The 12,460-nt window shown below is 72.2% G+C and carries 5 protein-coding genes; 3 read left to right on the top strand and 2 right to left on the bottom strand.

The features are described 5' to 3' along the window. Window positions 1–382 precede the first annotated feature (382 nt). Complete coding sequence (locus tag FLX07_RS05610) at window positions 383–1,675, bottom strand: helix-turn-helix domain-containing protein (RefSeq protein WP_142568364.1); 1,293 nt, start codon at window positions 1,673–1,675, stop codon at window positions 383–385. A 1,008-nt stretch (window positions 1,676–2,683) separates the two neighbouring features. On the opposite strand from FLX07_RS05610, the gene FLX07_RS05605 reads away from it, so the two are divergent. Together FLX07_RS05605 and FLX07_RS05600 are read left to right on the top strand one after the other, a co-directional pair. Next, window positions 2,684–5,602: an AfsR/SARP family transcriptional regulator gene (locus FLX07_RS05605; protein WP_167748129.1), complete on the top strand. Its 2,919-nt coding sequence runs from the start codon at window positions 2,684–2,686 to the stop codon at window positions 5,600–5,602. A 91-nt stretch (window positions 5,603–5,693) separates the two neighbouring features. Next, window positions 5,694–8,513, top strand: coding sequence for an AfsR/SARP family transcriptional regulator (locus FLX07_RS05600; RefSeq protein WP_167748128.1), 2,820 nt, complete (start codon window positions 5,694–5,696; stop codon window positions 8,511–8,513). Between the two features lie 47 nt (window positions 8,514–8,560). On the opposite strand, the gene FLX07_RS05595 is transcribed toward FLX07_RS05600, so the two are convergent. Further along, window positions 8,561–10,084 (bottom strand): PucR family transcriptional regulator, encoded by a 1,524-nt coding sequence (locus FLX07_RS05595; protein WP_142568361.1) that lies wholly within the window; start codon window positions 10,082–10,084, stop codon window positions 8,561–8,563. Between the two features lie 107 nt (window positions 10,085–10,191). Between FLX07_RS05595 and FLX07_RS05590 the strand changes: the two genes are divergently transcribed. Next, entirely contained in the window at window positions 10,192–12,456 is a 2,265-nt protein-coding gene (locus FLX07_RS05590; protein WP_142568360.1) for a molybdopterin cofactor-binding domain-containing protein, read from the top strand. Window positions 12,457–12,460: the final 4 nt, after the last annotated feature.

The raw sequence follows: 12,460 nt of genomic DNA, 5'->3' as shown, positions 1-12,460 counted from the left end.
GCTACCGAGGTGGGGGCCCGGTCCATACCTCGCACCGGAGTACTGAGGATGACCCCGGCGAGCCCCTTGCCGGCAGACCAGGGACAGCCGCAAAACCCGTGGCGCCTCCGCCGGTGTCCCGGAGGCCCACCGTTCGGGAACGCGCCGGGAAGCGTCCCGAGGCGGGATCCGTCCGCCATCGCCGGAGCGCCAGTGCGGCGGCGATGACGATACGCGCTCCTCACCGGCCGGAGACGGGCTGAGCGGACGACTCAGACGGCCGGGACCGCTCAGACCGACGGAAGGCACGGGTGCGTCCACGCCGCTCGAGGCCCGGCTCCGGGCCGTGCGGGCCTTTCGAAGCACCGCACGCGCTACCAGATCGTCCTGAAACGACGGCTGGTCACAGTCCGGCGGAGGCAAGGGCGCGCTGATAGGCGGCCACACTCTGCGACTCGTCGCCGATGCGGCGGCGCATCTCCGCGATCGTCGTCCAGTCTTCGGCCGCTTTCCGTGTGGCCCGTGCGCTCTCCAGCCAATGGCTCACATTGTCCAGCTCCGCGGCCGCCTCCTCGTCCTGGTGGAGCAGGAAACGCGCCTGGCTGAGGATCAGGGCGGCCCGCGTCTCCAGCCACCCCGAGGTGCCGCGCACCAAATCGACGGCGGCCTGCGCGTACTCGACGGCCTGCTCGGGGTGGTGAAGGACGATCTCCACCCATGCGAGGTCGAGAGCGCCCTGCGCTCTGTCGAAGGCGCTGGTAGCGGCGCCTTCCATGTCCCGCTGCGCCCTGAGCAGGAGGTCGCGTGCCTTCTCCGACTCCTCCGGGTGCAGCCTCAGCACCATGTTCGCGTGCGTCTGCCGGAGGCGCGCCAAGTTGCGCGGCTCGCCGGTCTCCGACTGGATCACCAGCGCACGCTCAATCAGGGCAAGGGCCTCCTCCCCGCGTCCCGCCCGCTCGGCCACATGAGCGGCGTTCCAGGACGACGCGACCGTCGCACGGGGGGTTCCCAGGGCTTCCGCCGCCGCGATCAGTTCGGCGGCGAAGTGCCCTGCCCGCAGCAGGTCGCCCCGCGCCAGGTAGACGCTCAGCAGCGTGGCACCGAGCTCCACTAGAGCGTCGCTCCATCCGGATCGGGACATGGTGTCGAGCGCGTGCTCACCCACCTGTACGGCGGCCGAGTAGTCGCCCCGCTCCCGATGGCACCGGCACAGCGCCAGGGCCACGGCGATCTTGCGCTCCTTCGGCATCGCGTCCGACTCGGACTCGCCGAGTTCCTCGAGCACGGAGATGGCCTCGGCGAGCTCGCCACACGCCTCGGAGGCCAGTGCGTAACCGTAGCGGGCATCCACCCGGAGCGACGCGAGACCCTGCAGGTTGCCGTCGGCGAGCAACTCCGCGTACCGGCGGCGAGCCTCGGCGACCTCGCCGTTCTCCAGCGCCATGCGAGCGAAGCTGAGGCCGACTTCCAGGTCTTCCATCTGCTCGGCCGTGACGCCGTTGACGAGGTAGGTCAGCGAGCAGTCCAGCTTCTGCGCGAGCAGTTCGAGGACGGCAGGGGTGGGCGTGCGCTTGCCACTTTCGATGAGCGATACATAACTGTCGGAGAGTTCGGGATGCGCCAACTGGGCTTGCGAGAGCCCACGCTGACGGCGAATCGCCTTGATGCGCTGTCCGACCAGATCTTGCGCCGCCATTGGCAACTCCTGCAATATTGTAGGCCCGGCAGTCTGAGCTGATGGGAGATCCACCGTGCGCCGCCTTGCCCTACCCGTTCTTACCGTCATCATTTCCGCCATACTGGCGGTTGGTGGTGATGTTACGCCCGCGAGCGCTTCCTCGTCTCCTACGGAGGCGAAAAATCTGCTTCGGTTGGACTGCTGCTGATCGAAGCCGCCTGGTAGCCGCGCCGGGACGCCAGAGATGCACATCAGGAAGCGCCCCGTACCGTCCATGCATCCTCTCTGGCGCCCGGTGGACAGCGGCACCCCACCCAGAATTGTTCAGGATTTGCGACGCCGCCCGATTCAGGACTATCGCCATTCCAATTTTCATTCGATCGGCCGGCCCCAGACGCCCTCATTGTTCGTCGAACGATAAGTGCCCCTTCCGTCGATCGTTTTCATTTTTATGAATCATCTCCATACACTCGGAAAATGGGGCTCGACCGGTGATCCGGAGTTGCAATTCGGCGGGCTCGGACCGAGCATTGTTGATTGAAAGATCATGACGGCAGACGCTGAACCCCGTCTCGGCCGCCCTCCCCGGTCTCGCCCGTGGCGGGCTCAACACCGACGTACGCCCGACTCAGACCTACGTTCACACAGGGCGCAGACCCCCCGTCGTAGGGGCGCATCAGGCTCAGACCGGACGGAGCCCTCCCGCGTTCAGTCCGAGCGACGCGGCTGTCGGCGGGGAGGTTCCCTCCTTGAGTCCGACCACGAGGGGCGTGACCTCAGGGCCTACACATATCTAGACGAAATTTAGATACCTGCTGGCATATTTGAGGTTCTGTCGAAGTCGGCGGGCCTGGGCCGCCGCGAGCGGCGAACACGGGATGACTTGGTAATGCAGTAGTAGTGGAGGAACGTCGAGGGACGCTGTGAGTGATGGAGCGCGGGGTTCCCGCACCAGCGCCGCCAGCCGGTCCCGACAGTTCTCCACAGAACGCGTCTGTGCCGCTACCGCATGGAGTCCGACGACGTATGGATAACGCGAAAGAGCGTGAAACACCCCAGCACTTACCTTTTCGCCTCCAGTTGCTGGGGCCCGTCGCCGCATGGCGCGAAGGCCGGCCCGTCGAACTTGGGCCGCCTCTGCAGCGCGCGGGCCTGTGCCTCCTCGCCGCACGGCCCGGTCAGGTCACGACCAAGGACATGCTGATCACTGGTCTTTGGGGGGATCGCCCCCCGAACACGGCCGAGCAGAGCGTCTACACCTACATCGCCGGCCTCCGGCGGGTGCTGGAGCCCCACCCCGGCAGGCGCGGTCCATACGCCGTCCTGGTGAACCGGTCGCGCGGCTACGCGTTAGAACACGGGCCCATGCAGGTGGACGTGGAGGACTTCGAACGCCATCTGGCCGAGGCGCGCCGGCTGCACGGCGCGGGCGACCGCCGCAGCGGCCTGCGCGCACTGGACGCCGCCCTGTCGTGCTGGTCGGGGCCCGCCCTGTGCGGCATCCCCGGCCCCTTCGCGGAGGCGGAACGGGCCCGGCTGGAGGAGTTGCGCCTGTCGGCGCGGGAGGACCACGCCGACACGCTGCTCGACCTCGGGCTGCACCAGGAGGCGGCGGCGGCGCTGACCGAGCTGGCCGCGGAGGCTCCCCTGCGGGAGCGCACCCGCGACCTGCTCATGCTCGCGCTGTACCGCTGTGGCAGGCAGGCCGACGCTCTCCAGGCGTACATGGACGTCAAACGCCTGCTGGCGGAGCGGCTCGGCGTGGATCCCGGCACGCCCCTGCGTGAGCGGTACGAACTGATCCTGCGTGCCGATCCCTCGCTCGCGCTGGCGCGGGACGGCGTGCGCGGCGTCGAGTCCCCGGCGCGGCCTCCCCGCCAGCTGCCGCGGCCGACGAGCGGCTTGGTGGGCCGGACCGAGGAACGGGTCCGCCTGCGGTCCCTGCTCTCCCCTTGGGACGGCGGACCCCCGCAGGCGGTGGTCGCGATCACCGGGGCCCCCGGGTCGGGCAAGTCCGCACTTGCCGTACAGGCCGCCCACGCATCCTCCCATGCGTTCCCGGACGGACAGCTGTACGTCAACCTCCAGGGGGCGACGCCGGGGGTCGAGCGCCTGAAGCCGATCGACGTGCTCAGCCGGCTCCTGCGCGCCCTGGGGCTGCCGGGCGGGGCCGTGCCGTCCGAGGAGGACGAGGCCGCCGCGGTGCTGCGCGACCGGCTGGAGGGACGCAGGACCCTCATCCTGCTCGACGACGCGGCGGGGCCCGGGCAGGTGCGCGCCCTGCTGGGTCTGCCGTCCGGCAACGCCGTGCTGATCACGAGCCGCGAGTCGCACGCGGAGACCGACGACTGCGTCCAGCTCGTGCTCAGGAGGCTGCTGCGGTCGGAGGCGGTCACCGTGCTGGCGAAGCTCGTGGGAGCGGAACGGATCGCGGCGGACCCGGCCGCCGCTGACCGCCTGGCGCACCTGTGCGACCTGCTGCCGCTGGCCCTGCGCCTGGCCGCCGCCCGGCTCGCCGAACGTCCGGACTGGACGGTGCGGGATCTGGGCACGAGGCTGGAAGACCGGCGGCGTACGCTGCACGAGCTGGAGGCGGGCCGAAGGGCCGTCCGCTCGAGTCTGGAACTGAGCTACGAGGGTCTGGCCCATGGCGGCGAACTCGACCGGCTGGCCGCGCGGACGATGTGTCGCCTCGGCGCCCTGCACGTGGCGAGTTTGACCCCAGAGCTGGTGTCCGCCCTCCTCGGCGAACCGGTCGACGCCGCCGAGCGCGCCCTCGACCGCCTCGCACGCGCACACCTGCTGGAAATCTCGGGACCAGGCCGCTACCGCCTCCACGACCTCGTGCGGCTGTTCACGATCGAGCTCGCGGACGCCCGTCTCACGCCGGAGGCGCGCAAGGACGCGCTCATGGGCGCGCTCGGTTTCTACGGGGCGACCGCACGCCACGCCAGCACGGTGCTCGACCCCCACCGCGTGCAGCTTCCCTGGCCCGCCGTAACACAGCCTCCGCTCGCGCTCGCGACAGGGGACGAGGCCAGGGACTGGCTGGAGGAGGAGCTGCCGGACGTGGTCGCCACCGCCACACAGGCGATGCAGAGCGACAACGACGACGTCGCACGGCTGGGGGCCTACGTCGGGTTCGCCCTCACCTGGCAGCTGGCGAGGGGCGCGCACCGCCGCGAGCAGCGCGACCTCAACAGGCAGGCCCTGGCCGTGGGCGAACGGACCGGCGACCAGGAAATCCAGTCCCTGGCCCACGGCCAGATCGCCTTCGCGCTGCTGAACCTCGGCAGGGCGGCCGAGGCCCTGCTGCACCAGCAGGCCGAGCTCGAACTGAGACGCCGCCTGCGCGACCGGTTCGGCGAGATGCGCGCCCTGGGCAACCTGGGCGTCGCCCTTCTCAAGCTCGAGCGGTACGCGGAGGCCCGTGAGCAGACGGAGGTCCAGCGCGCGATCGCCAGGGAGATCGGCTCCGAGGTCGGCGAGCGTCATTCGCTGCTGACCGGGGCGATTGCCTGTCGGAAGCTGGGCGACCTGACGGCGGCCATGAGCCTGGTCGAGGAGGGACTCGCACTCGCGCAGGCCGCAGGAGACCGCTACCACGAGACGATCGGCCTCTCGTTGCTTTCCGAGCTGTGCCTGGACCGAGGCGATCCGCAGACGGCGAAGTCCTACCTCGAGCGCGGCCTGCGTCAGGCCCGGGAGATCGGCTTCCGGGTCAACGAGTGCGAGTCGCTCGCCTTGCTCGTCAGGGTGCACCGTCTCCTGAACGAGCCGGCACAGGCCCTGGCCTACGCCCGGGAGGCGCTGGCGGTGCGGCAGCGGTCCGGGGACGAGCATCTCTCCCGGTTGCTGGAAGACGAACTGCGCGTCATCGAGACGGCCTTCCCCGAGCTGAGCCTGGCCCGAGGGGTGCCGCCCCGCGCGGCACTCATCAGTTGATCGTCGGCGGGGGAGGGACAGGACGTCCATGGGGACGGCACAGGGTGAATTCGGCGGGGGTGGTGGGCTCCGGCTCCGGGTCCTCGGACCGGTGACCGCGTGGCTGACGGACCGGCAGGTGAACCCGGGGCCGCCGCTACAGCGGGCCACCCTCTGGGTGCTCGCCGCGCAGGCGGGCCGCCTCGTCACGAAGGACAGGCTCATCGACGCCCTGTGGGGTGCCGCCGCCCCGAAGACCGCCGAGCAGAGCCTCTACACCTACGTGGCCGGGCTGAGGCGGCTGCTCGAACCGGAGCGCGGCAGGCGCGGGCCGTTCACGTTGCTCACCCAGTCCGCGAACGGCTACAGCCTGGCGCGGGACGCGTGCCGGACCGACGCCGAGGACTTCGAGCAGCGCCTCGCCGAGGCCCGCCGTTTCCAGGCCAAGCAGGACCTCCCCGCCTGGCTGCGCGAGCTGGAGGCCGGGCTGGGGCTGTGGGCGGGCCCCGCGCTCGGCGGCCTTCCGGGCCCCTTCTGCGAGGCCGAACGGGCCCGGCTCGAAAGTATGCGCCTGACGGCGCGGGAGGACTACGCCGACGCGTTGCTGCGACTGGGCCGGCACCAGGAGTCGCTCGACGCGCTCACCGCGCTGACCGCGGAGGCCCCGCTGCGGGAACGCCCCCGGGAACTGCTGATGCTCGCGCTGTACCGCTGCGGACGGCAGGCGGAGGCACTGGAGGTCTTCCACGACACGAGGCGTCTGCTCGCCGAACACCTCGGCGTCGATCCCGGCGAACCCCTGCGGCGGGCGTACGAGCTCATCCTGCGAGCCGACCCCTCCCTCGCCGTCCGGACATCCGGGGAGAGCGCCCTGCCACCGCCGGCCCGGGCCCCTCACCAGCTTCCGCGCGACAGCCGTGTCTTCGTCGGACGGACCGCGATGCTGGTGCGCCTGCGGGCGCTGCTCGCGCCCTGGGACGGGGGCGACCCGCAGTCCGTCGTAGCCGTCACCGGCACGGCCGGAGCGGGCAAGTCCACGCTCGCCGTGCATGCGGCGCACGCGGCGAGCGACCACTATCCCGACGGCTGCCTGTATGTGAACCTGCTCGGGGCGACACCGGGGGTCACCCGGCTGAGCTCTCTCACCCTGCTCGGCAGACTGCTGCGGGACCTCGGGGTGCATGCGGAGGCGGTGCCGTCCGACCCCGGCGAAGCCGCGAGCATGCTCAGGGACCGCCTGCTCGGGCGGCGCATGCTGATCGTCCTGGACGACGCCGCGGGTCCCGAACAGGTCCGCCCTCTGCTGGGCCTGCCGGCCGGGAACGCCCTGCTCGTGACGAGCCGGGAGTCGTTCGCGGTGGCCGACGACTGCGTCCAGCTCGTCCTCGGCAGGATGTTGCGGTCGGAGGCGGTCACTGTGCTGGCGAAGCTGGTCGGCGCCGAGCGGGTCGCCGCCGACCCGGCCGCCGCCGCCGAGCTGGCGGACCTGTGCGGCAGGCTGCCCCTCGCCCTGCGCCTCGCGGCGGCACGCCTCACGGAAAACCGGCACATGCCCCTGTCGGAGCTGAACTCCCGGCTGCGCGACCAACGGCGGGCGCTGCACGAGCTGGAGTCGGGCGATCTCGCGGTGCGCGCCAGCCTCCAGCTCAGCCACGACCTGCTGGCGGCGGGCCCGAATCAGCTCGACCGGGCGGCGGCCGCGGCCCTGTGCCACCTGGGGGTTCCACACGTGCCGGACGCCACGGCCGACGTCGTGGCGGCCCTCCTCGACGTGCCGCGGGACGCGGCAGAGCGCACCGTGGCCCGCCTGGTGCGGGCGAATCTGGCCGAACCAGGCGAGCACGGCCGGTTCCGTCTCCATGACCTGGTCCGGCTCTTCGCGATGGAACTGGCCGAGCGGCGCCTGAGCGAGCGCGACCGCGACGACGCCCTCGACCGCGTGATCGGCCTGTACGGGACGACCGCGCGCCTGGCCATGAAACTGATCGACCCGCATCGGGTGCATCCACCACACGAGTTCGCCGGGTGTGAGCAGTTCGCGCTGACCGGCAGCGCGGACGCGTCCGCGTGGCTGGTGCGGGAACGCGCCAACGTCATCGCCGTGGCCGCCCAGGCGATGGCGTCCGGGAACTCGTGTCTCGCGCGTTCCGGCGCCCACCTGATTTTCTCCTTTCACTGGCCCCTCGTGTTCACCGGCCACAACCTTGACATCCTGACCCTCAGCCGCAAGGCGCTCGAGGTGGGCGATCGGCTCGATGACCAGGGGATCTCCGCCCTCGCACACGGTTACCTCGCACAGGGTCTGGACCACAGCGGACGCTACGAGGAGGCCCTCCTCCACCAGCGTGCCGAGGTGGCCCTGCGGCGCACGATCGGGGACCCCTTCTCCCGGATGAGGGCCCTGGGAAACCTCGCCGTCATGCTCACCTCGCTCAAGGTGCACGAGGAGGCCCTGTCGTCGGCGCGGGAGCAACTGCGCATCGCGAGGGAGATAGGCGCGGCGGTGGGCGAACGCCACGCCCTCTTGTGCGTCGGCTCGGCACAACTCGGCCTGGGAGACGTGGCGGCCGCCGTGGCGGCGTACACCGAGATGGAGTCGCTCGCGAGAGAGGCCGGGGACGCCATGCACCGCGCGGACGCGCTGATGGCCATGGCCGAGGTCCACCTGGTCCAGGAGGATCACCCGTCCGTGGCAGAGCTCTACGAGAAGGCCCTCGTCCTCATGAGGGAGAACCGCTTTCGCGGCATGGAACCGAGGTGCCTCGGCCGGTTGGGCCAGGCCGAACGCCTCATGGGCAGGTTCGACAGGGCGCGCGCGTACCTGCGGGAGACCTTGGCGGTCGCGCAGGGGTGCGGGGCCGGCTACTGGGTGGACTTCGCCCGGGAGGAGCTGGCCCTGCTCGACGGCGGGCGCGCCGCCCCGGACGGCTGAGCGGCGCGGGCGGCTCACCGGCGCGGCCGGCTGACCAGCGCGGATGACTATCCGGCGCGGAGGGCGAGGAAGAGGTCGACGCGGTCGGCCATGGATGACAGGTCCTTGCCGGTGAGCTCCTCGACCCGCCTGATTCGGTAGCGCACCGTGTTGACGTGCACGTGCAGCCGCTCGGCGCAGGCGTTCCACGATCCCGTGCAGTCGAGGAACGCGCCGAGCGTGCGCACCAGCTCGGCGCCGTGCCGCCGGTCGTAGTCGAACAGCGGCCCGAGCAGCCGCCCGGCGAACGAGGACCGCACGTCGCCCGGCACGGTCGCCAGCAGCAGCGCGTGCGTGTAGATCTCGTCGCTGGTGACCACTCCCCCGCCGCGCGCCTCGGCCATCCGCCGGGCGTGGCCCGCCTCCTCCACGCCGCCCCGGATGGCCTGCGGCCCGGTCAGCGCGCCGCTCAGCCCGGCCGACACCGTGGTCGAGGGCAGCCCGCCGGCCAGCACCGCCGTACGGGCGCGCAGCAGCGCCGCGAGCGCGTCGCGGTCACCCCAGAGGGTGTCGTCACGCAGCGGGACGAGCGCCACCGACGCGTCGGCGCCCGCGGCGGCCACCACTCCGCGGTCCAGCAGCTCCTCCATCACCTGACCGCCCAGCAGGGCGGGGTCGGGGCCCTCCGTCGCCCCGCGCCTGCCGGCCGTGGCGGTGACCACCGCGTACGGCTCGGCCGGGTCGATGCCGCAGGTCCGCAGCCGGGCCGACAGCTCCGCGAGGTCGCCGCCCGCGCAGGCCAGGGCGATGAGCTGCTCGGCCAGCCGGCGCTCCACCCGGCGGCCCTCCTCCGCCCGGGTCCGCTCCATCGCGACGCACGCCGCCAGCTCGTAGCCGATCTCCGCGTCGACCTCGCCCCGGCAGACCAGGGCCCAGCCGGCGGCCCGGTGCGAGCGGTCCACGGCGAACAGCGTGAACGGCCCCCCGCGGTCGACGACGACCGGCAGGCGGACGGCGGCGAGATAGTCGTGGGCCAGCCGTACGGCCTGCTCCTCGGGCAGCGCGCCCGCGACGACAGCGCCGCAGGCCGACACGGCCGCGGCCGTGACCCCGAGCTCGGCCTGGACCAGGGTGAACAGCTCGCCGAGCCCTGCCCCTTCGGCCACCGCCGCGACGATCCTGCGGTGCCGCCCGAGCGCGCCGCGCAGGTCGCCCGCCTGCGCGGCGGCGACCCGCCTGCCGACGAGTTCCGTGACCGCTCCGAACGACACCTCGACGGGCACTTCGAGGAGCGGCAGCCCGCGCGCCCGGCACGCCTCCACCAGGTCGTCGGGAACTGTGCCCAGCCGCGCGTCGCCCGCGCCGAGCGCGGCCACGCCCGCCTCGGAAAGGGCGTCCACGAACCGGGCGGAGTCGGCGGGCGACTGGCGCCACATCAGGCCGGTCAGCACCAGTTCGCCGCCCGACAGGTATCGCCGGGGATCGGGCAGGTCGGTGATGAGCACGCCCTTGATCTCGCGGTCCAGCCGCTCGTCGCCCGCGAGCAGGGTGAGCCGCAGTTCCGGCGCGGCGAGCAGATCATGCAACAGCACGAATGACAGCGTATTTGGAGATATCTACAAGCATCGACTACGCCCGTCCCCCGGTTTCATCGCCGCGCCGATAGGCCTCGCCGCCGCCCGGTTGCTGTACTACGACCATGGAGCAGCGGATTACGACCGAGGAGACGGCGGGCGAGCGGACGAGGATCGGGACGCGTTCGGGCCTCGGTGAGAGCGCGCCGCGCCCCGACGGCACGCTGAAGGTGACCGGGGAGTTCGCGTACTCCTCGGACCTGTGGCTTGAGGGCATGCTCTGGGGCGCCACGCTGCGCAGCCCGCACCCGTCCGCGTGGATCCGCTCCGTCGACGTCGGCCCGGCGCTCGCGATGCCCGGCGTGTTCGCGGTGCTGACCCACGAGGACGTGCCCGGCGAGAAGTTCCACGGGCTTGAGCTCCGCGACCAGCCGGTGCTCGCCGTGGACCAGGTCCGCTACCAGGGCGAGCCCGTCGCGATCGTGGCCGCCGACCATCCGGAGACCGCGCGCCGCGCCGCCGCCGCGATCGTCGTGCGCTACGAGGAGCGTGAGGCGGTGACCGACCCCCGCCGGGCCGTCTTCGACCCCTCCTGCCCCGCCGTCCATCCGCGGGGGAACCTCGTACGGCACCAGCCGGTGAGGGTGGGCCGGACCTTCGAGGCCGAGGTGGTCGTCACCGGCGACTACGAGGTCGGGATGCAGGACCAGGCGTTCCTGGGGCCGGAGTCGGGCCTGGCTGTGCCCGCCGAGGACGGCGGGGTGGACCTGTTCGTCGCGACCCAGTGGCTGCACGTCGACCAGGACCAGGTGGCGCCGTGCCTGGGCCTGCCGAAGGAGAAGGTGCGACTGACGCTCGCCGGGGTCGGCGGCGCGTTCGGCGCCAGGGAGGACCTGTCGATGCAGGTCCACGCCTCGATGCTGGCGCTGCGGACGGGCCGCCCGGTGAAGATGGTGTACGGCCGCGAGGAGTCGTTCTTCGGCCACGTCCACCGGCATCCGGCGCGGATGCGCTACGAGCACGGCGCCACGGCCGACGGGCGGCTCGTCTACGTCAAGGCGGAGATCCTGCTCGACGGCGGGGCCTACTGCTCGTCCACCCCCGCCGTGGTCGGCAACGCCGCATCGCTCGGCGTCGGTCCGTACGAGGTGGGCAACGTCTGGATCGACGCGTACGGCGTCTACACCAACAACCCGCCCTGCGGGGCGATGCGCGGGTTCGGGGCGGTCCAGGCGTGCTACGCGTACGAGTCGCAGATGGACCGGCTCGCGGCGGCCTGCGGGCTGTCGCCGGTCGAGATCCGCGTCCGCAACGCGGTGTCGCAGGGGTCGCGCCTGGCCACCGGGCAGGTGATCGACAGCCCGGCGCCGCTCGCGGACATGCTGGCGGAGCTGGCCGCGATGCCGCTGCCGCCGGCGCCGGCGGACGAGCCCGACCTGCGCCTCCTGCCGGGCGGCGTCGCGCAGACCACCCACGGCGAGGGCGTGCGGCGCGGCGTGGGCTACGGCGTCGGCATCAAGAACATCTGCTTCTCCGAGGGCTTCGACGACTACTCGACGGCCCGGGTGCGGGTCGAGCTGGCCGGGGACGAGCCGCAGGTGCTCGTGCACACCGCCGCCGCCGAGGTGGGCCAGGGGCTCGTCACCGTCCAGGCCCAGATCGCGCGTACGGAGCTCGGGATCGCCAGGGTCACGGTCGCCCCGGCCGACACCGCGGTCGGCTCGGCCGGGTCCTCCTCGGCCTCCCGCCAGTCGTACGTCACCGGCGGGGCGGTCAAGACGGCGTGCGAGGCGGTGCGGGCGCGCCTCGACGCGCTGCGGGCGGCGCATCCGGAGCTGTCGCTGGAGGAGGTGCTGGAGCGGTTCGGGCCGGTCGAGGAGACGCGGGAGTATCGCCACCGGCCCACGTTCCCCATGGATCCCGTCACCGGTCAGGGCGACTCCCACACGCAGCTCGCGCTGTGCGTGCACCGGGCCGTGGTCGACGTCGACGTGGAGCTCGGCCTGGTCAAGGTCGTCGAGCTGGCCGCCGTGCAGGACGTCGGGAGGATCCTCAACCCGTCGGCCCTGGAGGGGCAGATCCACGGCGGCTCCGCGCAGGGCCTGGGCCTGGCGCTGATGGAGGAGATCCAGGTCAGGGACGGCCGGGTGCGGAACCCCTCGTTCACCGACTATCTGATCCCCACCATCCTCGACATGCCGCCGATGCGGCTGTCGGTGCTGGAGAACCCCGACCCCCACGCGCCGTACGGCCTGCGGGGCGCGGGCGAGCCGCCCACGCTGTCGTCGACTCCGGCGGTGGCCGCGGCGGTCAGGGCCGCGACCGGGCTGGATCTGCCCCGTGTCCCGATCCGGCCCGAGGACATTGCGCTGTCGCCCGTCGCCGGCTGAGCCC

Source organism: Microbispora bryophytorum, from assembly GCF_006874465.1.
GTDB lineage: Bacteria > Actinomycetota > Actinomycetes > Streptosporangiales > Streptosporangiaceae > Microbispora > Microbispora bryophytorum.
This window is presented reverse-complemented; position numbering and strand designations above follow the sequence as displayed.

Excerpts from the sequence above, each read along its gene's own strand:
- FLX07_RS05610 (WP_142568364.1), bottom strand. The coding sequence starts at position 1,675 with ATGGCGGCGCAAGATCTGGTCGGACAGCGCATCAAGGCGATTCGCCGT.
- FLX07_RS05590 (WP_142568360.1), top strand. The coding sequence starts at position 10,192 with ATGGAGCAGCGGATTACGACCGAGGAGACGGCGGGCGAGCGGACGAGG.
- FLX07_RS05605 (WP_167748129.1), top strand. The coding sequence starts at position 2,684 with ATGGATAACGCGAAAGAGCGTGAAACACCCCAGCACTTACCTTTTCGC.